Annotated in this window: 21 protein-coding genes; 8 read left to right on the top strand and 13 right to left on the bottom strand. The window is 54.8% G+C overall.

The genetic code is table 11. The features are described 5' to 3' along the window. Positions 1 to 15 precede the first annotated feature (15 nt). Genes HOL66_11795 through rmuC form a run of 3 tightly spaced genes read right to left on the bottom strand, consistent with a single transcriptional unit; the run spans position 16 to position 2,828 of the window. Complete coding sequence (locus HOL66_11795) at positions 16 to 1,182, bottom strand: YeeE/YedE family protein (GenBank protein MBT5244914.1); 1,167 nt, start codon at positions 1,180 to 1,182, stop codon at positions 16 to 18. 59 nt (positions 1,183 to 1,241) lie between these two features. Then, positions 1,242 to 1,718 (bottom strand): cytochrome c, encoded by a 477-nt coding sequence (locus HOL66_11790; protein ID MBT5244913.1) that lies wholly within the window; start codon positions 1,716 to 1,718, stop codon positions 1,242 to 1,244. Between the two features lie 9 nt (positions 1,719 to 1,727). Further along, entirely contained in the window at positions 1,728 to 2,828 is a 1,101-nt protein-coding gene (gene rmuC, locus HOL66_11785) for a DNA recombination protein RmuC (protein ID MBT5244912.1), read from the bottom strand. Between the two features lie 134 nt (positions 2,829 to 2,962). Between rmuC and HOL66_11780 the strand changes: the two genes are divergently transcribed. Next, complete coding sequence (locus HOL66_11780; GenBank protein MBT5244911.1) at positions 2,963 to 4,468, top strand: HD domain-containing protein; 1,506 nt, start codon at positions 2,963 to 2,965, stop codon at positions 4,466 to 4,468. A gap of 102 nt (positions 4,469 to 4,570) precedes the next feature. On the opposite strand, the gene HOL66_11775 is transcribed toward HOL66_11780, so the two are convergent. Together HOL66_11775 and HOL66_11770 are read right to left on the bottom strand one after the other, a co-directional pair. Then, a complete protein-coding gene (locus HOL66_11775) occupies positions 4,571 to 4,951 on the bottom strand; it encodes a hypothetical protein (GenBank protein ID MBT5244910.1) in 381 nt (126 codons plus the stop codon). A 217-nt stretch (positions 4,952 to 5,168) separates the two neighbouring features. Beyond that, complete coding sequence (locus HOL66_11770) at positions 5,169 to 8,138, bottom strand: phosphoglycerate dehydrogenase (GenBank protein MBT5244909.1); 2,970 nt, start codon at positions 8,136 to 8,138, stop codon at positions 5,169 to 5,171. A 177-nt stretch (positions 8,139 to 8,315) separates the two neighbouring features. Here HOL66_11770 and HOL66_11765 point away from each other — a divergent pair, with 177 nt between their 5' ends. Then, positions 8,316 to 8,834 carry a peptide deformylase gene (locus tag HOL66_11765; GenBank protein MBT5244908.1) on the top strand — a complete coding sequence of 173 codons (519 nt, stop codon included), beginning with the start codon at positions 8,316 to 8,318 and terminating at the stop codon, positions 8,832 to 8,834. Further along, a complete protein-coding gene (locus HOL66_11760) occupies positions 8,831 to 9,757 on the top strand; it encodes a methionyl-tRNA formyltransferase (GenBank protein MBT5244907.1) in 927 nt (308 codons plus the stop codon). Before HOL66_11765 ends, HOL66_11760 begins: the two co-directional genes overlap by 4 nt. Here HOL66_11760 and HOL66_11755 read toward each other — a convergent pair. After that, positions 9,754 to 10,833 (bottom strand): hypothetical protein, encoded by a 1,080-nt coding sequence (locus HOL66_11755; GenBank protein MBT5244906.1) that lies wholly within the window; start codon positions 10,831 to 10,833, stop codon positions 9,754 to 9,756. The genes HOL66_11760 and HOL66_11755 overlap by 4 nt on opposite strands. 117 nt (positions 10,834 to 10,950) lie before the next feature. Here HOL66_11755 and truA point away from each other — a divergent pair, with 117 nt between their 5' ends. Both truA and HOL66_11745 read left to right on the top strand, forming a co-directional pair. Beyond that, positions 10,951 to 11,688: a tRNA pseudouridine(38-40) synthase TruA gene (gene truA / locus HOL66_11750; protein MBT5244905.1), complete on the top strand. Its 738-nt coding sequence runs from the start codon at positions 10,951 to 10,953 to the stop codon at positions 11,686 to 11,688. Positions 11,689 to 11,719: 31 nt separating this feature from the next. After that, the gene (locus HOL66_11745; protein MBT5244904.1) at positions 11,720 to 12,028 is read left to right on the top strand and encodes a hypothetical protein; all 309 of its coding nucleotides are present in this window, start codon (positions 11,720 to 11,722) and stop codon (positions 12,026 to 12,028) included. A 22-nt stretch (positions 12,029 to 12,050) separates the two neighbouring features. Here HOL66_11745 and HOL66_11740 read toward each other — a convergent pair whose 3' ends face one another. The 4 genes from HOL66_11740 to HOL66_11725 are packed head-to-tail and all read right to left on the bottom strand — an operon-like array spanning position 12,051 to position 15,365. Beyond that, a complete protein-coding gene (locus tag HOL66_11740; GenBank protein MBT5244903.1) occupies positions 12,051 to 12,620 on the bottom strand; it encodes a hypothetical protein in 570 nt (189 codons plus the stop codon). Beyond that, a complete protein-coding gene (gene dapE, locus HOL66_11735; protein MBT5244902.1) occupies positions 12,620 to 13,783 on the bottom strand; it encodes a succinyl-diaminopimelate desuccinylase in 1,164 nt (387 codons plus the stop codon). Before dapE ends, HOL66_11740 begins: the two co-directional genes overlap by 1 nt. 3 nt (positions 13,784 to 13,786) lie before the next feature. Further along, a complete protein-coding gene (gene dapD, locus HOL66_11730) occupies positions 13,787 to 14,638 on the bottom strand; it encodes a 2,3,4,5-tetrahydropyridine-2,6-dicarboxylate N-succinyltransferase (protein ID MBT5244901.1) in 852 nt (283 codons plus the stop codon). Between the two features lie 52 nt (positions 14,639 to 14,690). Next, positions 14,691 to 15,365 carry a pyrimidine 5'-nucleotidase gene (locus tag HOL66_11725; protein MBT5244900.1) on the bottom strand — a complete coding sequence of 225 codons (675 nt, stop codon included), beginning with the start codon at positions 15,363 to 15,365 and terminating at the stop codon, positions 14,691 to 14,693. 150 nt (positions 15,366 to 15,515) lie between these two features. On the opposite strand from HOL66_11725, the gene HOL66_11720 reads away from it, so the two are divergent. The 3 genes from HOL66_11720 to HOL66_11710 are packed head-to-tail and all read left to right on the top strand — an operon-like array spanning position 15,516 to position 19,760. Next, entirely contained in the window at positions 15,516 to 17,180 is a 1,665-nt protein-coding gene (locus HOL66_11720; GenBank protein ID MBT5244899.1) for a sensor domain-containing diguanylate cyclase, read from the top strand. Further along, positions 17,181 to 18,455: a DUF2336 domain-containing protein gene (locus HOL66_11715; protein MBT5244898.1), complete on the top strand. Its 1,275-nt coding sequence runs from the start codon at positions 17,181 to 17,183 to the stop codon at positions 18,453 to 18,455. An 18-nt stretch (positions 18,456 to 18,473) separates the two neighbouring features. After that, complete coding sequence (locus HOL66_11710) at positions 18,474 to 19,760, top strand: DUF2336 domain-containing protein (GenBank protein MBT5244897.1); 1,287 nt, start codon at positions 18,474 to 18,476, stop codon at positions 19,758 to 19,760. A 1-nt stretch (position 19,761) separates the two neighbouring features. Here the strand turns inward: HOL66_11710 and argB are convergent, their stop codons facing one another. Genes argB through yidC form a run of 3 tightly spaced genes read right to left on the bottom strand, consistent with a single transcriptional unit; the run spans position 19,762 to position 23,112 of the window. Then, positions 19,762 to 20,673, bottom strand: a complete 912-nt coding sequence (gene argB, locus HOL66_11705; GenBank protein ID MBT5244896.1) for an acetylglutamate kinase — start codon at positions 20,671 to 20,673, stop codon at positions 19,762 to 19,764. Between the two features lie 9 nt (positions 20,674 to 20,682). Continuing rightward, complete coding sequence (locus HOL66_11700; protein MBT5244895.1) at positions 20,683 to 21,324, bottom strand: YihA family ribosome biogenesis GTP-binding protein; 642 nt, start codon at positions 21,322 to 21,324, stop codon at positions 20,683 to 20,685. A 15-nt stretch (positions 21,325 to 21,339) separates the two neighbouring features. Then, a complete protein-coding gene (yidC, locus tag HOL66_11695; GenBank protein MBT5244894.1) occupies positions 21,340 to 23,112 on the bottom strand; it encodes a membrane protein insertase YidC in 1,773 nt (590 codons plus the stop codon). Positions 23,113 to 23,114 lie beyond the last annotated feature (2 nt).

The raw sequence follows: 23,114 nt of genomic DNA, 5'->3' as shown, positions 1-23,114 counted from the left end.
TCTCCGTTTTATGAGTCATGCCGGGGCCACATCCATGCGGAACGGTTTTCGCAGGGCGATGCCAAGCCAGTTTCCGGGCAGGGCGCAGGCAATCCACAGCCAGCCGTGCAGACTGGTCGAGGCGACGCCGCTGAAAAAAGCACCGATGTTGCAGCCATATGATAATCGCGCCCCGTAACCCATCAGCAAACCGGCCAGAATGGCAGCCAGCAAAGGCCTGTTTCCCCGGGGCAGGGGCTTGTAAAATGATCCGGCCAGGGCAGCGGCCAGCATCGCCCCTATCAGGATGGCGATGTTCATGATCGAGGTGGTGTCCGAAAGCACCGATCGGGCCAAGGCGGCCTGTTGGAAGCCACCGCTCCAGAAGGCGCTGGTGGCGGGGTCCCAACCGAACAGGACGGCGGTTTTGGCGGCCCACAGGCTAAACGCCCAGGTGATTGACCAAGCGTGACCGGCGACGAGTAACGTCGCCCAGTTGAGCAGGGCCAGCATCAGGGCGCTGAGGATCAACGGCCACGGCCCCCTAAGCAGGGCGGAAATCGAAAAGCCGTCTTGCCACCGATTTATCGGTCGCAGGGTCCAACCGGCCATGCGCAGGCTCAAAAAAATCAGAACCAGTGCGCCAATTTGCAGGGGCAGGGCAATTTCCCAACCAAAGGTGCGAGCCAGCGAGATGCCGCCTGTTTGCGGCAATTGCTGCCACCAGCCCAAATCAAGGCTGCCCCAGAATGCCCCAAGACAGAAGAACACCAGCACCAGAAAGGCCCTGATGTTGCCGCCGCCAGCGGTATACAGCACACCAGAGGCGCAACCACTGCCAAGCTGCATACCGACGCCGAACAAAAACGCACCGAAGCCGACGGCCACGCCAACCGGCGCCACCGCCCCGGAGACTCCGTGCCCGAATGCACTGCCCTGGGCCAGCACTGGTGCGAATAAAAGCATCGCCGCGACCAGCATCACCATCTGGGCGGCAACACCGGTCATGTCGCGTTCACTCAAAAGCTTTCGATAAGCGCCGGTAAAACCGAACGCCCCGTGATAAAGCGAAACACCCATGACCAGCCCGATGACAAACAACAGGGCGCGCGCGTCGCTTTCCATAAGCAGTGTCATCGCCAACAGGACGCTCAAAGAGATTCCCGTCATCAGCACCAGTTTTTGTGTCGAATTCTTGGTCATCAGGGCGCGATAGTATCGGATGCGGGGATAACAGGGGTTTCACATTGTCGTGAGAGCTTTTAGAAGACCCCGTTGGCCTGTTGAATTTCCCGGATATAGGCAATCAGGTCAGGAATTTCGGCGGCCTTGACCTGTGGCTGCGGCGGCATCGGCCCGAACTTCCAGTGATGCTGGCGCACCCCACGGGTGATGGCGCTGACGAAAGACCCGTCGGCGTGGTGAGACGGGCGATAAAAGGGATCGACCAGTGGCGGCCCGCTTTTTGAACCTGCGGCGTGTTCGCCATGGCATTTCAGGCAAACCCGGTTGAAGGTTTGCTCCCCGCTTTGGGCTTTGGCCGAAAGGGTCGGCACGATGACTTTAATGGTGCTGTCGCCACCGCCGCCACCAAAAATCAGCCAGCCCACCAACCCCAGCGCAATGACGATCCCGGCCATGGTGGTAAAAGTGGAGCGATGAATGGCTGTTTTCGGCGCTGCCCCGGTTTGCGGTGCCTCGGACCCTGACGATTTCTTGCGCTTTTTACTGACGGGCATAGGGGATGACTATTCCTTGCCACCGGGTAAGGGGACCAGCCGCGGCGGATCGATTTGATCGTCGCTGTTGCCCTCGCCCAGTTCGATGTCCTGAATGCGCTCGCCACGCTTGCTGACCTTGGCCGATGAAATCTGGATTTCGGCAATATCCTTGACCGCCTGAGCAAAATGATTGTCCAGGTTGCTGACACGTTTTTCCATGCGCCCAACGTCTTCGAGCAATTTCAAGACCTCGGACTGAATAAGGCCAGCTTGCTCGCGCATGGTGACGTCTTTGAGCACGGCGCGAATGGTGTTCAGGGTCGCCATCAGGGTTGTCGGCGAGACGATCCAGACTTTCTGACGGTAGGAGTCATCGACGACGTTGAGGAAGTTGGTATGCAGTTCCGCATAAACCGCTTCGGACGGCAGGAACATCAACGCTGATTCGGCGGTCTCTCCCGGGATTATGTAACGTTCGGCAATAGCATGGACGTGTTTTTTAATGTCGGCGCTGAAAGTTCGTGATGTCTGCACACGCGCCGCCTCGTCCTTGGCGGCGAGCAGGGCGCGATAGCTTTCCAGCGGGAACTTGGCGTCAACGATGATCGGACCCGGCGGGTTCGGTAGTTTCAACAGACAATCGGCGCGCTTGCCGTTGGACAAGGTCGCCTGAAACTCAAAGGCTGAAGGCGGCAAGATTGAAGACACAAGATTGTTCAGCTGGACTTCCCCGAAGGCGCCGCGTTCTTGTTTGTTGGACAGAATATCCTGCAAACCGACGACCTGTTCGGACAGGTTCGTCAGGTTTTTCTGGGCCGCGTCAATCACGGCCAGACGTTCGTGCAGGTTGCTCATGGTCTTGTCGGTTTTTTCCGTGTGATGGTTCAAGCCATCACCAATGCGCTTGGAAACCGCGTCCAGGCGTTGTTCCAGGGTCATGTTGATCTGGGTCTGGGCGGTGGCCTGGGCTTCGCCCATCTGGGCCAGTCTGCCGGTCAGTTCGGCCTGGGCATCGCTTAGTCTCTGGGCCTGATCATGGGCCCGTGCCTGACCAGAGCGCATGACAACGACAGCGCCGATAACAAGGGCCAGGGCGAGCAGGGTGATGAGCAGGTTGAGCGTATCCATGTTGCTTTTTGTCCGTTAGGCGAATCTGCATTTGAGCATAACAAAAATGTGAAGTGGTATGATTAGATTTTTGTAATCTCTACCCTATGTTAGAATAATCGTCGGATCGTTTAAGGATAGATAACCCTGTGGAAATTCAAAAACTGTCTCGGCGGGCTGTCCTGCACTACCTGAGCGCCACGGTTATTTTAGCCGTATACGGGGTTCAGGTATGCCCGTTTCTTGACACCCTGAGCGTAACCCAGTTGGTGGTGCCGATCCTGTTGGCCCTTGCCGTGCAATTTGCACTGCGCGGTCCGTTGCGAGCCCGCTTCGTTGATCCGGCACCCTACCAAAATCAGACCCTCATGGTTTTCAAATGTGAATACGGCCTGTTCCTGACCTCCGGCATTTTCCTGATGATTTTCAACACTTTGACCTATGGTTTCCCATTGACAAGCGGCCTGAAAATCGTCGTCGGTCTGGCGACCCTGGGTTTCTTTGCTTCCATTGACCTGGCGTTAGAGTGGCAGCGCAAGCTGGTCGAACATTTTTGCAAAACCGGCCATCACATGCAGGTTGATGAAAACTATTTTCCGCTGACCGGAAAGCTCGGCCTGTTTACTTCAATCAGTGTTGTCGCGATCATGGGCGTTGTCGTGCTGGTTATCAACAAGGACCTGATCTGGCTCAGGGAAGTTGGCCGAACGATGAGTTACGAGACCGCTCAAATGCTGATTTTGGGTGAAATCGCTTTTGTCATCGGTGTCATACTGGCCCATGTTCTGAACGTTATTTACTCTTACGTTCGCAACCTGCGCGGCTTTCTTGAAAGCGAAAACGGCATTCTTAAAGATGCTTCACATGGCGACCTGGACGGCTTTGTTCCGGTCGGCACCAACGATGAATTTGGGGTCATGGCCATTCACACCAACGCCATGGTCAAGGGATTGCGCGACAGTAACGAGGAAATTCGTCGCACCCGGGATGTTTCCATTCTGACCCTGGCCTCGCTGGCTGAAACCCGCGACAACGAAACCGGCGCTCACATCCTGCGCACCCAGCGCTATATTCTGGTGTTGGCCGAACATTTAAGGGAGCATCCGCGTTTCGAGGGCGTGTTGAACGATGAAAACATCGAGCTTCTGTACAAGTCAGCCCCCCTGCATGATATCGGCAAGGTCGGCATCCCTGACAATATCCTGCTCAAACCCGGCAAACTGACCGTCGATGAGTTTGAAATCATGAAGACCCACCCACAACTTGGGGCAGAGGCGCTCAGGGTTTCCGAAAAAGAACTGGGATCGAATTCATTTTTGCACTTCGCCCGTGAAATTAGCTTAAGTCACCACGAAAAATGGGACGGCAGCGGTTATCCGTACGGACTTAAAGGGGACGCCATTCCGGTTTCCGGACGGCTTATGGCCCTGGCAGATGTCTATGACGCCCTGATTTCCAAACGGATATACAAGGAAGCCTTTAGCCATGAGCAGGCCCGTGACATTTTGTTGGAAGGCAGGGGCAGGCATTTTGATCCCGATGTGCTCGACGCTTTCGTAGCCTGTGAAGACGAATTTATTCGCATTGCCAATGAATTTTCCGATCACAACTACGCCGAACGCACAGCGGCGCGTGCAGATGACGAACTGGCGATTGCCTGATTTTTTTCTCACTCTCATCGACTGGTGAATAAAAGACCGGCCCCTTAAGGGACCGGCCTTTATCTGGTGGTGATACCTGAACGCTTGTCAGGTAGATGGCTTTTAGTTGTGGCTACGAACCGTGTTCATGATTGCGGCGCGTTGTTTCGCCTGGCTCACCTTGATGTTGGTCAGCATGCTGTGGAACTCGGCGTGCGTCATTCCACCGGTTTTGCTAACCAGTTGCTTGATTTCGCCGCGCTGTTTGGCCTGCTTCATCTGAATTTTCTCAAGCATGTTGTGAAAATCGGCGTGCGACTTGACACTGGTCATGGGGACCTGGGTCTTGATCGAAGCGCGTTGTTCAGCCTGTCTGGTTTGAATATTCTGGAGCATGTCCTGAAATTCAGCAGAAGACAATGCACCCGATGCGTTGGCTGCACCGGCAGTAATTGCGGCGGTCCCAAGGGTCAGGGCAAGAGCCAGAGTGGTCGTTTTCATCATTTAATCAATCTCCATCAAGGGGGGTGTGTGTTTGACAGAGGGGATAATGCCAGAACGAATATGAACATTAGATGAACCTAATATTCATATTCGCCTCAGTTTCGTTATAAGACTTTGGTGTTGGCCCAAGGCGGTTCTTGAGAAACTATCGTTGATACTTAATGAACGGCGTTAATTTAGCCACCTTGTCATAGAGTCTGCGCCCAGCCACGTACGCTTACTCATAAAATGGCCCTTGCAGCCCGTTTTCGGCGAATGTTGACAACAGCTGGTTGGCGGATTTTGTTGCGTCGCTGGCGTATCTTTCAATCAGGTCTGCCCGGCGCTCCGTATCTTTGGTTGCCTCAAGCGCCCCCCAGAAGGTCGCAAGGTCTTCCGTCAGCTGACGGATATCCTGCAACGCGTTGGCGGAAAGTCCTGCAATGTCCTTGCGGGTTACGCTGCCAACGCCGTTAACGGTCAGCGACTTACCATCGCTGTAACCTTCCGGCAGGTCGCCTTTCAGATTAACGACGCGTTTGAAATGGATGACGTCATAAATCTGGTCAACGGCCTGTTTCGCCGCTTCAACCCGCGAGACGTGTTCGGTATCGGCGGCCGCGTGGGGCAGCAGTTCCATTTTACCAATATGCTTCGGGTAGATTTCCAGATAAGGCACCATCGGTCCTGAAAGCTCGCCCGTTTCGGCATCCTTGAACAAATCGGCATCGATGGCGGCGTAACTGATCTGGCCACTGCTGAGGGCGTCATCAAGGGATTTTGCACAGACCAGTTCGCCGCGGTCGTAGTTCACAACCACGCCGCCCCGGTTCATAACCGATAAAACCTCGGCATCAATCAATCTTTCATTGGCGAAAGAGCCGCTGTCGGCGTCAAGCGGCCCCAAACCCAGATGCGGGCTGATAACATCGGCGCCGCTCGCCGCTTCCTTGATGGTTTGGGCGTAGCCAAAACCTTCCGACAAAATCCATTCTTTATGGTGCTCGCGGGCGTAGATGATCACCGTCATGCCCAGGGCCTTGGCCAGCTTCGCCACTTCGCGGCCAATGTTGCCATAACCGATAATAGCGATGGTTTTGCATTCGATCTTGGTGGTGGGATAGTCGACCAGGTTCTTGCCGGTGTCGAAATTGCCTTCAACAACCCGGTTGTGCATTTCTTCAACCTGCAAGTCAGGCATCACCTTAAGCAGCGCCTTGATTGCCGTTTGCGCCGTTGTCCGCGAGTTAAAACTCGGCGTGTTCATGAGCGCGGCAGATCCACCCGAGCCATTTCCGCCACCCCAGCTGTCCGAACCCATATTACCGGTGCCAGCGCCCATGCGGACACCGCCACATTCAAACTTCGAGGCAGCCGGAAGGAAGGTTGCAGCGGCAATGACGGCGTCATACTGGGCCTGACCTGTCGCAGCGAGCAGCTCGTCCTGGGTGCAGAGGGACGGCTCGTAGAAGAAATGCAGCTTGCCGACCTCAAGACTGCCGGCGTCCTTTTGCGAGCCTTCATGAAAGATGCCCTCGCGGGCTTCAACATGGGCTTTTGCCTCGCTGAAATCCGGATTGCCCTGATCATCAAAGCGCATCCCGACCAAGTCGGCGATAAGGACTTTATAAGCGCGGTTCGGGTCATCACGGCGGGTTTTATCAGATGCGCCGGAAGCCGCCTGGGAGAATGTCTTGCCGTCTTTTTGCAGTTCCTGTTCGAGGACCAGAATTTTTGCCCGGTGATAACAATATTCCAGATTTTCCAATAGCGCCTTTATATCGGCAACCGGGCGAATGCCACCGATCCAGGCCCGGAAATCACCGTCGGTGCCGGGGAAGGCATTGACATAACGGGCGACATCAAGACCTTTTTCATGGTCGCCGCCCGGGTGCGTCAACCCTTCATAGCCGAGCATCTTCTTGCTTTCGGCAATAACGCGCACATGCATATCCGGGTCACTGATATCGGCGTCGGTGATTTTCAGAAGGGTGACGGCAGCGCCGCGTGAGTCCGGGTTTTTGACGCCCAGTTCAAAAAGCGGGTTTGCATCGACCCAGTCAGAGACAAACTGCCTGTTTTCCATGGCCCGCGCGTTAAGGGTTTTGACGTCGCCGATCTGCTTTTCGTTATGCAGGACGGCAAATGTGGTTTCAGCAAACGCCAGGGTGCTGAAGGTATTGATAATACCGCCCATCATGGTGTTGTTGGCGGGATCATAGATCGGACCAAGACTTGTTGTGATGTCACTGCTCAGGGGCATTTTCGGATCCGTCGGAACGGCAATTTTAAGCTGCCTGGGGATCGCCCAGGACGGGTCTTTCATGTTGTCGTCAATCATCGCCATGGCGACGGCGGTCATGGAAAAAATGAAGTACCCGGAAACCCCGCCAATGGCCTTTTGAAACGGTGTGAACATGCAACACTTGCTCATCACCTGCGCCACCACATCCGTGTCCCAGGGCATCGCCCCCAACATCGATGTGGCATCGATAACGGCGTGATGTTCCTGCGGATTTAAATCGATCCAGGCGAGCAGATTTTTGATTTCCTGCTGGGTATAGGTGGTCGCCCCGGTTGTTTCATGGCCGACCCCGAAGAACAGCTTAATGCCCATATCGTTCATGGCTTCGGCAGACGGGATGGCCCCTTCGTCATCAGAAAAATGCAGCCGCTCGACAGAGCCGTTTTCTGAATATTTCATCATCTCTGTAAGTTGCGCGCCCCAGGACTGGCGAAAGAAGCCTGATTGTTTGGCAATCTCGGTTTCTGGCCTGGGGGTATCAACAAAAATATGCTGCTTCGGCTTGTTGGCCGAGACAAGATGCAGCGCCGCTACCGTAAAGCCGCTATGACCGCCACCAAGGCCCACGGCAATTTTGATGCTGGCATGAAAATCAAAATAACGATGAATTTCCGTCATCATATCAAGCAGGACTTTGTCGGCCGGGTAGCCACGGTGCATACCACGGCCAAGTTCGGCAGCTGTGAAATGACCAATGACGTTGCCCTTGTCGTCTCGCTTCGGGTAGGTGGTTTCCAGCCAGCGTTCAAACTCTTTGCGAAGGGCGCGGGCGTCTACTTCATCGGCCGTCATATCGGTGATCGGTCCGACGCCAAAAAATTGATTACTTGTTCGTGCAGGGACACCGCTGAGCGTTTGCTCCAACGCGTGTTGACGCGCTGTTTCCATGTTTGTTGAATTCATCTTAATCCCCCGATAAACCTTTAATTCCCCAGCCTTTGGAATAATTTTATCGTTGTAAAATACGCCTTAATGTCCATTTTCCGACATAAAGCATACTGAAGCGCAACCCTTAATCTGGACTATGATAGCGGCTTCTGAAATATTGTCCCCGAATCCGCAATAACCGATTGAAATTTTATGACTGTCTATCCGATCATTGTCGCACCTGACCCGCGCCTGAAACTTAAAAGCAAACCCGTCGAGCATGTTGATGACGAGATCCGCACGCTGATGGACGATATGCTTGAAAGTATGCATGTCGCCCATGGCATCGGCCTGGCGGCGCCCCAGATCGGTGTGCAAAAACGTGTTATTGTTGTCGATGCGGCCAAAGAGGAAGAAGAATCCAGCCCCCTGCGCCTGGCCAATCCTGAAATCATCGAAGTCTCTGATGATGATCTGGCCCACGAGGAAGGCTGTCTGTCTTTGCCCGAGCAATATTCCGAAGTCATCCGCCCGGACAGGGTGCGGGTGCGCTATCTGGATCATGAGAATGAAATTCGTGAAATGGACGCCGAAGGCATCCTCGCCGTTTGCATCCAGCACGAAATCGACCACCTGGACGGTATTTTGTTCGTTGATCATATTTCGGCCCTGAAGCGCAACATGATTTTGCGCAAGCTCATGAAAATCAAAAAACAAGAAGCTGCGGGATGACGAGCAAGCTCAACCTGATCTTCATGGGCAGTCCGGATTTTTCCGTCGCCGCCTTGCAGGCGCTTATTGACGCCGGCCATAAAATTGTTTGTGTCTATGCTCAACCACCCAGACCAGCCGGTCGCGGTCATAAGGAGACACCTTGTCCGGTCCATGCTTTCGCCCTTGATCACGGCTTACAGGTGAGGACGCCAAAGTCCCTGAAAGACGCAACAGAGCAGCAGGCCTTCGCAGATTTGAAGGCCGATGCCTGTATCGTTGCCGCTTACGGTCTGATTTTACCAAAGCCCGTACTCGATGCGCCCAGGCTGGGGTGTTTGAATATTCACGCCTCGCTGTTGCCACGCTGGCGCGGCGCGGCGCCTATCCAGCGCGCCATTATTGCCGGTGATGATAAAAGCGGGGTGACCATTATGGCCATGGATGAGGGGCTGGATACGGGTGCCATGCTGCTTGCCCGGGAAACCCCGATCACATCCGGAACAACGGCGGAAGATCTTCATGACCGGCTTGCCGAAATGGGCGCAGAATTAATTGTGCGCGCCCTTGAGGCGTGCGATCAGGGCACCCTCAGCGCGACACCGCAAAGTCAGCAAGGGATCACTTACGCCGCCAAGCTGGAGCGTGTGGAGGGTCGTATGGACTGGCGTTTGCCTGCGGTCGAACTGGAACGTCAGGTGCGCGGCCTTAACCCGTGGCCGGGTGTCTGGTTTGAACATGCCCGAACCCGCGTCAAAGTGTTGGCTGCGTCGGTAAGCAACCAGTCAGGCGCGGCCGGTGAGGTTCTTGACGGCTCGCCCAGTATTGCTTGCGGGGAGGGCGCGTTGACATTGCTGCGGGTGCAAAAACAGGGGCGGGGAGCGATGGCGGGGGAAGATTTCTTACGCGGTTTCGATCTACCTGTCGGGACAATCCTGACTTAGGTTTCGTCTTTTGTTTCCTCTGCCTCGACTCCATCATCATCATCATCGAGGCCTGCCAGCATCGGTGCCGAGGTTTCAATTTTCTGAATGTTCTCGATGCCCTGTTTCATTTCAGACATGATAAATTCAGCGCGTTTGACCGGGCCGCCCGTATCATGACTGGGGAACAGGTTATGCCAGGCGTCAATCTTGACACTGAGCGCGCACAGCACGCCGCCAATGGTGGTGTGATAGCTCTCGATCAGGGACTTCACCCGCTGGAAGCGCTTGGCGGAAATATCGTTCCATAAATCCTTGGTGCCCTGCTCAAAGTTTTCAAAGCGGCCGGTGATTTCGGCCATCAGTTCATTGATGGTCGATTGCAGCATCTTGCAGGTCCGCATCAGATTCTGATCCTGCTTTAACTGCCAGTTGGAACGGATTTCATCCATGGAGCCTAAGAATTCCTCGATCACCGGTTCAATTTCATCCAGCGATTGCCGGTAATAGGAAAGGGACAGGAAGATGTCGCCATAATCTTCAAGGAAGGTGGGAATTTCAGCCAGACCAATGCCAAGTTTGCTGGCCATAACGTCGAGTTGCTCCTTCGCCTTTTTGATATCGGGATCGCGGAACAGGGCGATGATGTCGTTGAAACTTTCGATATTGATATCACTGGAGCCGTAAATTTCCTTGATCAGCGCGTGGGTGAAGCCGGTCATATAGGCGGTCAGATCACGGGTTTTGGCATCAGATAGTTTCAGGGCATCTTGGTTTTCCACATCAATACCCTGCTGGCGAAGGGAAATACGCAAGCTGTAGACATCGAAACTGGGCAGCAGTGCCAGTTTGCGCAGCATGACCAGATCGGGGTGGATTTGATCATCTGGCCAGCCGAATTCCTGGCCAATGTCGCGGATATCCATTTGACCGCTGCCGGTGCCTTCTTCTGAAAAAAGCTCGATCACGCTTTCCAGGCGCACGTTCTTGATCATCCGGGCGCGTTTTAGCCCCGGCGTCTCGAAAGGCAACATCGACAGTGGCAGGATATGAAGCGCATCCCTGTCGCTGTCACGGATATCATCGCTGCTGTTCATGTGATTCGTTCTTTATGCCCCTTCTGACAGTCTTGCATAACAAACTATTCACTTGAATAGGAAAATATCATTTATAACCATTCTGATATTGATTTCAGAGAAAACAAATTTGCCCATATGAGCCGCTTTAAATTAACGATCGAGTATGATGGTTCTGGCTTCGTCGGCTGGCAGCGCCAGGAAAACGGCTTTGGCGTGCAACAGGCGCTAGAGGAAGCGGTCACCGCATTCAGTGGTGAGACCCCGCGGGTGTTTGGGGCCGGGCGTACGGATTCAGGTGTCCACGCCCTGGGCCAGGTTGGTCATTTTGATCTGCAAGGCGATTTCAGCACCGATACGGTGCGCGATGCCCTTAATTATCATATGAGAAACGTTCCCGCCGTTGTTCTCGAGGCGGCTTTGGTTGATGATGAATTTCATTCACGGTTTTCGGCTACCGGACGCTCCTATATCTATAAAATCGTCAACCGGCGCGCTCCACTCAGCATTGACAAGGGACACTGCTGGTGGATTCCGGTGCCGCTGGACGCAGAGGCCATGCACGAAGCCGCCAAGGTGCTCATCGGCAAGCATGATTTCACCAGTTTCCGGGCCACCAACTGTCAGGCTGACTCACCGCTGAGGACGCTCAACACATTACGAGTGGAAAGACAGGACGAGATGATTTTGATCCACGCTCAGGCGCGCTCGTTTTTGCATCATCAGGTGCGCAATTTTACAGGTTCCCTGAAGCGGGTAGGGACAGGAAAATGGACCGCTACCGACCTGAAAGCCGCCCTTGAGGCCCGTGACAGGCGCGTCGCCGGAGAGACCGCTCCTGCCGACGGGCTTTATTTGACAGCTGTTAGCTACTAACATGGCTCGATCATTAATGCGGGGAACCTGAATGTCAGATATCAAACTGAGTTTGCAACCGTCCGAAAATAACGAGCAGGACAATTCAACACCACCACCACCCCAGGACGCGGCCCCTATTGCCGGATACTTCGCTATTGGTCTGGCCCTCGCCGGGATTTTCACCACCGGTTACATTTTTGTTCCCTTGGCCTTTCTGGCCAGCATTATCGCCCTGTTTTCGGGGCAGATCATCTGGGGCATTTTCGGCATGTTGCTCAGTTTTGCCGGGCTGTTAACCTCGCCCGTCCTGCTGACTTTCCTCGGCATCGCCTGGCTGGCTTCAATAGTGGGGGTCTAGAGCAACCTGCCCTCAATTTGATCTAGAGCATTTTTTCGGCATAGCCGTTAATCAGCAGACTGATGGCGAAATCGATAGCGACGATAGCGGCCGCCCGGCTGGCGGCAATTTGCAGCGCCGTTTTGGCGATGAACCAGGTAAAAGCCATAATCACCAGCAAGATGATCAGACCGAAAACACCGCCGCTGTCCGGTGGCAGAACGGCGGTTACAGACAACATGGCCAGTGGCAGATAAAGCATGTTCTGCAGCAGACCGGCCCAGTTGTAGGCGATAATAAAGCGCAGGTATTTATCACTTCGCCCCATGGTCCTGCAAATAGGTTCAACGATGACCGGGAAGGCCAGCCAGGCAATAGTATAGGCGATGGTTTCAACGGCGATGAAGCGCAACGGCGGTGTTGACACTTCACCCATGGCATATCGCATACCCAGCAAGCCTGCATAAAACGGGGCAATGATCAGGGCAACCTTGAAAGAACGCCAGAAAGCACCCGGTGTATTCCTGAAACACTCGATACCACCCGCATCAAGACGGGCGAGACGGAAAATTCCGATGAGCGCGTTTGTCGTTTCACCGGGCGGGGCAGCCATTATTTTTTGAAGTAGCCTTCAAGCACGGCGACATAGATTTCGCTTAGGTTCTTTATGTCATCGACGGCGGCATTTTCATCGACCTTGTGGGCGGTTGCATTGATCAACCCGAATTCGGCGACCGGGCAAAAGTCCTTGATAAAGCGCGCGTCCGATGTGCCGCCGCCGGTGCTTAAGTCAGGAGTTTGTCCTGTGACGTCCTTGATTGCCTTCTCGATGACTTGGCTTAACGGGCCGGGCGGAACCAGAAAGGCTTCACAGGAACTGGTAAATTCCAGCCCGTAGCGGGTGTCGGTTTCAGCAGCGATGCCCTCGATGATCTGATGCAGACGTTGTTCAAGCCCGGCACTCATGTGCATGTCATTAAATCGAATATTAAAACTGGCCTCAGCCTTGGCCGGAATAATATTGGATGCGGTATTGCCGACATCGACGGTAGTAATTTCAAGGTTGGAGTGGGGAAAATGCTCCGAGCCATCGTCAAAATGTTCGATGTTGAGTGCGCTGAGCATTTTCACCATCACCGGTACCGGGTTATCGGCAAGGTGTGGGTAGGCGGCGTGACCCTGGATTCCGTAGACGGTTAAATGCCCGTTTAAGGAACCACGGCGACCGATTTTAATGGTGTCACCCAGAACAGCAACATTGGTCGGCTCACCAACCAGGCAGGCGTCAATGGTCTCGTCTTCGTCCCCCATCCAGTCGAGAACCCGCTGGGTTCCGTTGATCGCAGGCCCCTCTTCATCACCGGTGATCAGGAAACTGATCGATCCCTTGAAATCATCGCCATGGCGTTCAAGGAACTGGGCTGCGGCGGCGGCGAAGCAGGCGATAGCGCACTTCATGTCCGATGCGCCGCGCCCATAAAGAACATTTTCACGGACCTGGCCACCGAACGGGTCCATGGTCCAATCGTCACGATCGCCGATGGGCACCACATCGGTGTGTCCGGCGAAGCAAAAATTGGGGCCGTTTGTGCCAATGCGGGCGTACAGGTTTTCGACGTCCGGGGTGCCGACCCTGGTAAAGGACAACCGGTGACAGGTGAAACCGATATCGGCCAAAGCCTCTTCAAGGACATCCAGGGCACCTGCGTCTTCGGGCGTGATCGAAGGGCAACGGATCAGGGCTTCGCTTAAGGCAAGTGGATCGATGGCGCTCATGGATCAGTCCCTGAGTAGTTCGTTGATTGAGGTCTTGGCGCGGGTTCTCTCATCGACGCGCTTGACGATAACGGCGCAATAAAGACTGGGATTGGGCTGGTTCGGCGAAGCGGGCGCTTTAGACGAAGGCAATGAACCGGACACGACAACCGAATAGGCAGGAACCCGGCCATAGTAGATTTCGCCGGTTGCCCGGTCGACAACCTTGGTTGAAGCGCTGATGTAAACGCCCATGCCGAGAACAGAGCCTTCCTCGACGACCACCCCTTCGGCGACTTCGGCGCGGGCGCCAATGAAGCAGCCGTCCTCGATAATCGTCGGCCCCGCCTGCAAGGGTTCCAGCACACCGCCGATACCGGCGCCGCCGGACAGGTGGACGTCTTTGCCGATCTGGGCGCAGGAGCCAACTGTTGACCAGCCATCGACCATGGTGCCGCTATCAACGTAAGCCCCGATATTGACAAACGAGGGCATCAAAACGACGCCCGGGGAAACATAGGAACCACGACGCACGACGCAATTGGGAACGGCGCGAATACCGGATTTACGGAACTGTGCTTCGTCCCAGTCTTTAAACTTGGAGGGCACCTTGTCGAACCAGTGAGCGCCGCCGGGGCCGCCCTCGATCATTCCCATATCGTTCAGGCGGAATGACAGTAAGACGGCTTTTTTAAGCCACTGATTGACGGTCCACTGACCGACATCCTGGCGTTCGGCGACGCGGGCTTTGCCGCTGTCGAGCAGGTTAAGGGCTTCCTCGACGGCTTCGCGGACTTCCCCGGTGGTTTCCAGACTGATGGTGTCGCGGTCTTCCCAAGCGTCGTCGATGGTGTTTTGCAGGTCGCTATTGCTCATGTTTTTGGCTCAAATATGGTGAAAAAGGAACCAGAACATGCTCTAGCAGGGGTCACGATGTCAATACAGGGTGATCAGAGCCCAGCCACGCGGTCAGGTCGTCGGCAACATGATGGACGTAGTCGCCGTCCGAGCCTTCGCGGCCCCAGTCGTTGTTGCTGCGCACCCACACCGTCGTCATTCCCATATCTGCTGCCGGTTTCAGGTTGCGCGCCATGTCCTCGACCATCACCGTGCGTTGTGGTTCCAGGTCATATTGGTCGACCAGCGCCTGATAGACTGCCGGGTCGGGTTTTGGCACGTAATCACAGGCTACAATGTCAAAGACGGCTTCAAAATGGTGGCTAACGCCAAGCCGTTCCATGACCCGCTCCGCATGGCCCAGATCGGCATTGGTGAAAATGATCTTGCGACCGGGCAGGGCTTGAAGCGCTTTGTTAAGGTCGGGATTGGGCGGCACCACGTCCAGATCAATGTCGTGGACATGGTCCAGGTAGACTACGGGGTCAACGTCGTGACATTCCATCAGCCCGCGCAGGGTTGTCCCGTAGTCACGAAAATATTGCTTTTGCACCTTGAAGGCAGCCTCTAATTCCAGATTCAGGAATTCGGCGACAAAGGACTTTATCCGCACCTCAACCTGTCCGAACAGATTACAGGTCTCGCTATACAACGTATTGTCCAGGTCGAAAATCCAGTCGCGGGGTGGTTGATCGGTTTTTAGCATCTTGCCAGGGGCTTTCATCACAATTGTTGTCGCTACTATATGTTAGATTTTTACCATCACTTACAGGTATGTTCGTCGTGGGAAAAGCAAAAGCAGCGGATGGAAACAGGATCGGTCGATTTTTCGACGGACCGGAGGTTTTTTAAAGCGATGTCGTCAGGTGAAAACGAATCAGTCAACAAGCTGCTTGAAGGCTATCCTGACGCCGCTTTGATGGTGCGTGGCGATTGTTCCGTCATAGCTGCCAATGAAAAGGGTATGGGCCTTAAAGCCTTGCTGGAACATGGCGAAGCGGACGCTATCCCTGACATGATTGCCAAGGCTGCGGCGGAGATGACGGTGGTTGTCGGTCCGATCCTGTTCAAGAGCATAAAAGGAGAAATCCTGCTGGAGGTGTCGGTCATTCCCCAACTTTCCTCAACGGCAGAGGCCAGTGGTGATTTTCTGGTTCTCTCCCACGATGTGACCATGGAAAGGAACCTGCGCTCGGCCCTCGTCGAATCGCGCCAGCGCTACAAGGACCTGGTCGAAGTCTCCAGCGATTTCGCCTGGGAAATCAGCCCGGAAGGAACCTTCAGTTTCGTCTCCCCCGAAGGCGCTCTGGGCTTTACCCCCGATGAGATCGTCGGCCACCATCCCGAGGAATTCGTGATTGACGCCGAACATTACCAGCCTTTGCCTTTTTTGAGCGACAGGCCCATGGACAGTGTGGAAATCTGGATGAAATCGGCGACAGGTAAAGACGCCTGCGTGGTCGCTTCCTGCTTGCCTTTGATGGGCGAGCCGGGCGAATGGCACGGCGCCCGCGGTATCTGCCGCAACGTGACAGAGGACAGGGAGCGGGAAGCCGCCCTGCGCAGCGCCCAGGAACGTGAATACCTGTTGGGCTACATCGTCAATTCCATTCGCGACGAACTTGATCCCTTAAACATGCTGACCAAGGCGGCGACGGCGACATCCCAGGCGCTGGGCGCCAGTGGTTGCCGGATTTATCGCAAAACCGAAGATGACACCTACAACATGGCGGCTGAATACGGTGATGTTGAAAACACCGACGGCATTGAGGATTTGTTGACAAAAATTGGCGATCAAATCGGCGCTCATCCGGCCGAGATCGGTCCCTGGCGGATGCTGGCCACATCGACCCATTATCGTCAGGCCATTAACGGCGGTATCTGCATATGGAAACCGCTTGATGATGAAGGCTGGGATGACAATTTCCACATCCTGATTGGCGATGTGGCCAATCAGATCGGTATTGCCAACGAGCAGATCGCCAATCACGAACGCATCGTCAACTTGTCACGCACAGACGGCATGACCGGCCTTTTGAACCGTCGCGCCTTTTTTGAAGATGAATTACCCCGCCGTTTCAAGCGTCTTGAACATAACGGTCAGGGTGCAGCATTGTTTTATCTGGACCTGGATAACTTCAAGATGGTCAATGACATTCATGGTCACCAACGCGGTGATGAGGCTATTCTTTGTCTTCGTGACATGATGATAGAATATTCCCGCCCCGGCGACGCCATGGTCCGCATGGGGGGTGATGAATTTGCCTTGTGGATGGACGGGATACCCCAGGATGTGATGTTAAAGCGTGTCGAGACCATCATGGAAGCCAGTCAGTGTCTTCGGGAATTTTCCGGGGACCCGGATCATCCGCTGGGTGTTTCAATCGGTATTGCCGTTTATGATCCGAGTTCCGGCGAAGACCTGGAATCTCTGGTTGCCCGTGCCGATGCCGCCATGTACGAAGTCAAGCGGGCCGGCAAGAGCGGCTTTCACGTCGCCGCCGCTGCGGGAGAAACTTAAATGAACAATAAGGTTCCCTTAAGTTATGACGAAGCGCGCGATATGGCCCATGATCATGATCCGGAAGTTCGTCGCAAACTTGCCGCTCGCGACGATGTTAAAGCCGAAATTTTGTATTTTCTGGCCGAAGATGCCGCCCCCGAGGTGCGCAGAACAGTCGCCGCCAACGCCAACGCACCACGTCAAACCCACACCCTTCTTGCCAAGGATGAAGATGAAGAGGTTCGTTTTGGCCTGGCCGAAAAACTGGCCCGCATCGCCCCTGATTTAAGCGATGACGAGCGCGACAAATTGCGACAGAGCACCCATGAGAGCCTGACCCTGCTGGCCAAGGATGAAATTACCAAGGTCCGGCAAATTCTTTCAGAGACCCTGAAAGATGTCACCAATGCCCCGGCGGACGTGATCAAACATCTGGCCATGGATGGAGAACTGGCTGTCGCCGGGCCGGTGCTGGAATGCTCCCCGGTTCTCAATGACGAGGATCTGATCGAGATTATCTCCCTGGGCACCGTGAAGGGGGGATTAAATGCCATATCTAAGCGTCAGGGCGTCGGCGAAGGGGTTTCCGAGGCCATCGTTGCGACCAATGATGAAGAGGCGATTGCCGACCTGCTGGGTAACGGCACGGCGCAAATTCGCGAGGAAACCCTGGATGATTTGATCGCCAAGGCCGACAGCTTTGAGCTGTGGCACGCCCCCCTGGTCAGTCGGCCAAAGTTGCCAAGCGGGGCCGCAACACGGCTTGCCCAGTTTGTAGCCGATAGCTTGCTTGAAAAACTTTCAGGTCGCGACGACCTCGACGACGAGACCCTGGAAGCGGTGAAATCAATGGTCCATCACCGTATATCAACCGGCGGCAAGGGGGACAGCTCTTCTTCCGTCCATGCGCTGGACTTCCTGCAAGTCGCCCCGCCCATTGAAGTTGCCGAACGCCTGTTGGCGGCCGATCGGCTTGATGACAATGTTATCGGCAAGGCACTGAACGCCAACGATCATCCGTTTGTCTTTGCCGCATTGGTGGTCAGGGCCGGGGTTGATATCGGGGTGGCCCATAAAATTTTTTCATCCCACAGCGCCAAGGGGGTAACGGCACTGGTATGGAAGTCGGGCTTGTCAGCCAAGATGGCGGCTATGATTTTACAACGCATGGCCGGTATAGCCCCGACGGAAATTCTCGACACGATTTCCGAGGGTAGTTATTCCATGGGCAAAGATGAAATGGTTTGGCAGCTCGCTTACTTCAATACGAGAGTTAACAAGACGGGACGATAATGTTGCCGGTATGCGCTAATGGTTATTAAAAAAATTCTTCAGGGTTTGACGAATAAAAAGCCCATGGCCTACGAGAAGGCCAGGGAACTGGCCCAAAACGGTGATGCGGATGTGCGCCTGGAACTTGCCGGGCGCGATGATGTCAAGCCCGAATTGCTGTACTATCTGGCCGAGGATAAGGACCCCGCCGTTCGCCGCGCTATCGCAGCCAATGCTGCGACGCCGCGCATGGCCGATCTTCTGCTTGTCGTTGATGAAGATCACGATGTGCGCGTTGGCATGGCCGAGAAAATAGCACTGCTGGCCCCGGGCCTGAGCGCCGACGAACAAGACAGCATTCGCAAAATGACTTACGAGGCGCTTGAAATTCTGGCCCGTGACCAGATGACCCGGGTTCGTCAAATTCTCGCCGAAACCTTAAAAGACGTTGCCGATGCGCCGCCCGAAGTGATCCGCCAGTTGGCCCGTGATGTGGAACTGGTGGTTTCGGGGCCGATCCTTGAGTTCTCACCGGTGTTGAGTGTTGATGACCTGCTGGAAATTATTGCAAATGAACCGGTCGGCGGGGTTTTGGGCGCCGTTTCAAGGCGTCATGATTTGGGTGAGTCTGTCTCCACCGCCATTGCCGCCAGTGATGATCAGGAAGCAATCACTTCGTTGCTTGCTAACAAGAGCGCGCAAATCCGCGAGGAAACCCTGAATAACCTTATTGACCGGGCTGTTGATTACGAAACCTGGCACGAACCACTTGCCCACCGTCCTAAATTGCCGGCCGGCGCGGCTGGCCGTCTGGCCCGGTTTGTGGCCGGGAATCTGCTTGATATTTTGACCGCCAGAAAAGATCTGGACGAGGAGACAGCCGATGAAGTCCGGACAATTGTGAACCGTCGTCTTGAAGAAGAGCAGAGCGAGCCGGATGATGAAGAGTCAGCTGATATTGAAACCATTTCTCCTTCCAAGATGAAGATGGTCAAGGAGCTTAATCATGAAGGCGGATTGACCCCTGACCGGTTGAACGAGGCATTGCAGAAAGGGGAACGCGATTTTGCCGCCGCCGCCCTGGTTGTGATGTCCGAACTGGAAGAAAAAGCCGTCATGCACGCGATTTCCACGCGCAGCGCCAAGGCTATCATCGCCATCGCCTGGAAGGCATCTTTAGAGCCATGGCTGGTTGAACAGCTGCAACTGAGGATGTGTAAAATTCCCAGAGAAGACGTTTTGACGACGCCCGCCGGAGAAAATTACCCGCTTAGTGAAGAAGATATGAACTGGCAGATTAATTTTTTGAAAGATCTGGCCAAGTAACCTAGTCGGGCTCAATCAGTGTTCCCGCACCGTGTTCGGTGAACAGTTCCAGAAGCAGGGCGTGGGGCACCCGCCCATCGATAATCACCGCGCCGTCGACGCCTTGCTCAATGGCGTTCAGGCAGGTTTCGACCTTTGGAATCATGCCGCCTTCAATAACCCCGTCCTTGATCAGTTTTTCAGCTTCACTGACGCCCAGATGAGGGATCAACTTGCCTTCGCCATCAAGGACACCGACGACGTCGGTCAGCATCAACAGGCGCTTGGCGCTTAAGGCAGCGGCGATGGCGCCAGCTGCCGTATCGGCATTAACGTTCAGGGTTTCGCCTTTCGGGCTAACGCAGATCGGCGCAATGACCGGGGTGATATCGGATTCTTCAAAATTATCGAGAACATGGGTGGTGATGACCTTGGGCTCGCCTACCAGGCCCAGATCGAGAATGCGCTCGATATTGGAATCCGGGTCGCGCTTACTGCGCCGTAGTTTCTCAGCGACGATCAGGTTGCCGTCCTTGCCCGACAAACCAATAGCAAAACCGCCAGCGGCGTTGATGGACGAGACGATTTGTTTGTTGATGCTGCCCGACAGGACCATTTCGACGACATCGATGGTTTCCTTGTCGGTGACCCGCAAGCCTTCGACAAACTCGCTTTTGACCTTCAGCCTGTCGAGCATGTCACCGATTTGCGGACCGCCACCATGGACGACAACCGGGTTTGAGCCGATTTGCCGCAAAAGCACGATGTCGCGCGCGAACAACTTGGCCAGTTCTTCATCGCCCATGGCGTGACCGCCATACTTGATGACCAGGGTCTGGCCGGAATGGCGACGCATATAGGGCAACGCTTCGGACAAGGTGCGGGCCTGGGCCAGCCATTTGTCCGTGTCATTGGATGTGTCTTTTTTACTCATCGGAAGAATCTATCGTTCACTGACCAAAGCTGCAAGGGCCGCGCGCAAGCTCTCGATCCCGTCTCCCTTGATCGACGAGGTGACGATCAGGTCGGGATGGGCCGCGACATGGGATTTAAGTTCCTCGGCAACGGCGCTGATCCGCTTTTCCATTTCTGTCACGTTGACCTTGTCACACTTGGTCAGCGTCACCTGATAGGAAACCGCACTGTCGTCGAGCATCTTCATGACTTCGCGGTCACTGTCTTTAATGCCGTGGCGGCCATCAATCAGCAGACAGGTGCGGCGTAATTGCGGGCGACCCTGCAAGTAGTCGCCGACAAGGTCCGTCCACTGACGGACAGTTTCCCTGGGCGCACGGGCATAACCGTAACCGGGCAGGTCGGCGATCATCAGCTTGCCGCCAAGATCAAAGAAATTAAGCTGCTGGGTTCGCCCCGGCGTGTTGGAGGTGCGGGCCAGATCCTTGTGATTGGTCAGGGCGTTGATCAGGCTCGACTTGCCGACGTTGGAGCGTCCGGCAAAGGCGATTTCCACCATCTCGCCCTGCGGCAGGTCATCCAGTTTGACAGCCCCGATGACAAAGCTGCAGGACTGGGAAAACAGCCAGCGACCGAATTCGTTATCGGCAGAGGGGGCGGTGTCTGTCATCGGTCATCTTTCGGGCTATTTAACGCCCATTTTTATCATGATGACTTTTTGCTGAATGATGGAAAGCAGGTTGTTCCAGGCCCAGTAAATGACCAGACCGGCGGGGAAGCGGGCCAGCAGGAAAGTAAACATGATCGGCAGGAACATAAAGACCTTGGCCTGTACCGGATCGGCGGGTTGCGGGTTCAGTTTCTGCTGCAAGAACATGGTAATGCCCATGATCAGCGGCCACACGCCAACCAGCAGGGGTTCGGGCAGCACCGTTGAAGGATCCCACGGGATCAGGCCGAACAGGTTGAAGACGTCAGTCGGATCGGGGGCTGAAAGATCCTGAATCCAGCCGAAGAACGGCGCGTGACGCATTTCGATGGTCACGAACAAAACCTTGTAGAGCGAGAAGAACACCGGAATCTGCACCAACATCGGCAGACAACCGGACGCCGGATTGGCTTTCTCGCGCTTGTACAGGGCCATCATTTCCTGATTGAGCTTGGTCTTGTCGTCACCGAAGCGTTCGCGCAGCTTGACCATTTCGGGCTGCAATTTTTTCATCTTGCTCATGGACGTGTAGGACTTGTTGGCAAGCGGGAAGAACAACAGCTTGATCAGAACTGTCAGCAGCAAAATGGCGATGCCGAAGTTGCCGACATGCTCGTTGATGAAAATCATGGTGTAGAAGATCGGTTTGGTCAGGAAATAGAACCAGCCAAAATCGATGGCCAGGTCGAAACGGGCGATACCGATATCTGCCTCGTAACGGTCCAGCAATTTGACTTCCTTGGCGCCGGTGAACAGGTGACTGGTGACAGCCCCGCTGGCACCCGCCGCGATGGATACAGGTTGGCCCAGGAAGTCAGCCTGAAACTTTTCAAGACCCTGATCGTTGCGATAGGTAAAGCGCGATGTGATCGGTGTTTTCTGGTCGGGGACAAGGGCCACCAGCCAGTACTTGTCGGTAATGCCCAGCCAGCCGCCGGTGGTCTTGTTCTGAACCGAATTGGTTTCCTGCATATCGTCATAATCGACTTCCTGCAGGGTTTCATCAAAGACACCCAACAGGCCTTCATGAAGAATGTAAAAACCGGTGACTTCCGGCAGGCCATGACGTGACATCAGGGCGTAGGGATGCAGGGTGACAGGCTTGCCGCTGTTGTTTTCGACCGCCTGGGTAACCGTGAACATGTAACCGTCGTCAATGGTGTAGGTGCGTTTGAAAACCAGTCCCTCGCCATTGTCCCATGACAGGGTCACCGGTTTTTCCGGATTTAACGTTTGCGAGGTGGCGCTCCACAGGGTTTCTGAATTGGGTAAGCTGATCCCTTCACCAACCCAGCCGTAGTCAGTGAAATAGGCACCTTCGGCACCGCTGGGTGAGAGCAGTACAATGGCCGGGCTCGATTTGTCCAGTTCCTCGTGATAGTCCGACAAGGTCAGGTCATCAAGGCGTCCGCCAACAAGCGACAGCGAACCATGCAGACGCGGCGAGTTAATTTTGACACGGGCGCTTTTTTCAAGCAAATCGGCGCGACCGGCCATCTGAGCTTCGGCAGCCGTGGGTGCTGCGCTGCCGGGAATCGAGGGAGCGTTTAAATTTGCATTGCCGGTTGTGCCGGGAACTGTGGACGGGGCCTGAGGCGCAGGGGTTGGCGTCGTTGTGTCCGTGGCGGTTCTCTCATCTCCCAGGGGGATCGTCGCATCTGGATAGCGCCAGGAATTATAAAACTCATAGCTGACCAGAATGACGACGGAAAAGACGATCGACAGAATAAGATTACGATTATCGTTCATTG

The organism is Rhodospirillaceae bacterium, assembly GCA_018662005.1.
Lineage (GTDB): Bacteria > Pseudomonadota > Alphaproteobacteria > Rhodospirillales > JABHCV01 > JACNJU01.
Note: the sequence above shows the minus strand (reverse complement) of the source record. Positions and strands in the feature narration are given on the sequence as shown.

Bases quoted from the DNA above. Each gene is read 5' to 3' on its own strand.
- argB (MBT5244896.1), bottom strand. From the start codon at position 20,673: ATGAGTAAAAAAGACACATCCAATGACACGGACAAATGGCTGGCCCAG.
- HOL66_11745 (MBT5244904.1), top strand. From the start codon at position 11,720: ATGTCAGATATCAAACTGAGTTTGCAACCGTCCGAAAATAACGAGCAG.
- HOL66_11795 (MBT5244914.1), bottom strand. From the start codon at position 1,182: ATGACCAAGAATTCGACACAAAAACTGGTGCTGATGACGGGAATCTCT.
- HOL66_11770 (MBT5244909.1), bottom strand. From the start codon at position 8,138: ATGAATTCAACAAACATGGAAACAGCGCGTCAACACGCGTTGGAGCAA.
- rmuC (MBT5244912.1), bottom strand. From the start codon at position 2,828: ATGGATACGCTCAACCTGCTCATCACCCTGCTCGCCCTGGCCCTTGTT.
- HOL66_11755 (MBT5244906.1), bottom strand. From the start codon at position 10,833: ATGAACAGCAGCGATGATATCCGTGACAGCGACAGGGATGCGCTTCAT.
- truA (MBT5244905.1), top strand. From the start codon at position 10,951: ATGAGCCGCTTTAAATTAACGATCGAGTATGATGGTTCTGGCTTCGTC.
- dapE (MBT5244902.1), bottom strand. From the start codon at position 13,783: ATGAGCGCCATCGATCCACTTGCCTTAAGCGAAGCCCTGATCCGTTGC.
- yidC (MBT5244894.1), bottom strand. From the start codon at position 23,112: ATGAACGATAATCGTAATCTTATTCTGTCGATCGTCTTTTCCGTCGTC.
- HOL66_11710 (MBT5244897.1), top strand. From the start codon at position 18,474: ATGGTTATTAAAAAAATTCTTCAGGGTTTGACGAATAAAAAGCCCATG.
- HOL66_11715 (MBT5244898.1), top strand. From the start codon at position 17,181: ATGAACAATAAGGTTCCCTTAAGTTATGACGAAGCGCGCGATATGGCC.
- HOL66_11790 (MBT5244913.1), bottom strand. From the start codon at position 1,718: ATGCCCGTCAGTAAAAAGCGCAAGAAATCGTCAGGGTCCGAGGCACCG.
- HOL66_11725 (MBT5244900.1), bottom strand. From the start codon at position 15,365: ATGCTAAAAACCGATCAACCACCCCGCGACTGGATTTTCGACCTGGAC.
- HOL66_11740 (MBT5244903.1), bottom strand. From the start codon at position 12,620: ATGGCTGCCCCGCCCGGTGAAACGACAAACGCGCTCATCGGAATTTTC.
- HOL66_11700 (MBT5244895.1), bottom strand. From the start codon at position 21,324: ATGACAGACACCGCCCCCTCTGCCGATAACGAATTCGGTCGCTGGCTG.
- HOL66_11760 (MBT5244907.1), top strand. From the start codon at position 8,831: ATGACGAGCAAGCTCAACCTGATCTTCATGGGCAGTCCGGATTTTTCC.
- dapD (MBT5244901.1), bottom strand. From the start codon at position 14,638: ATGAGCAATAGCGACCTGCAAAACACCATCGACGACGCTTGGGAAGAC.
- HOL66_11765 (MBT5244908.1), top strand. From the start codon at position 8,316: ATGACTGTCTATCCGATCATTGTCGCACCTGACCCGCGCCTGAAACTT.
- HOL66_11775 (MBT5244910.1), bottom strand. From the start codon at position 4,951: ATGATGAAAACGACCACTCTGGCTCTTGCCCTGACCCTTGGGACCGCC.
- HOL66_11720 (MBT5244899.1), top strand. From the start codon at position 15,516: ATGTCGTCAGGTGAAAACGAATCAGTCAACAAGCTGCTTGAAGGCTAT.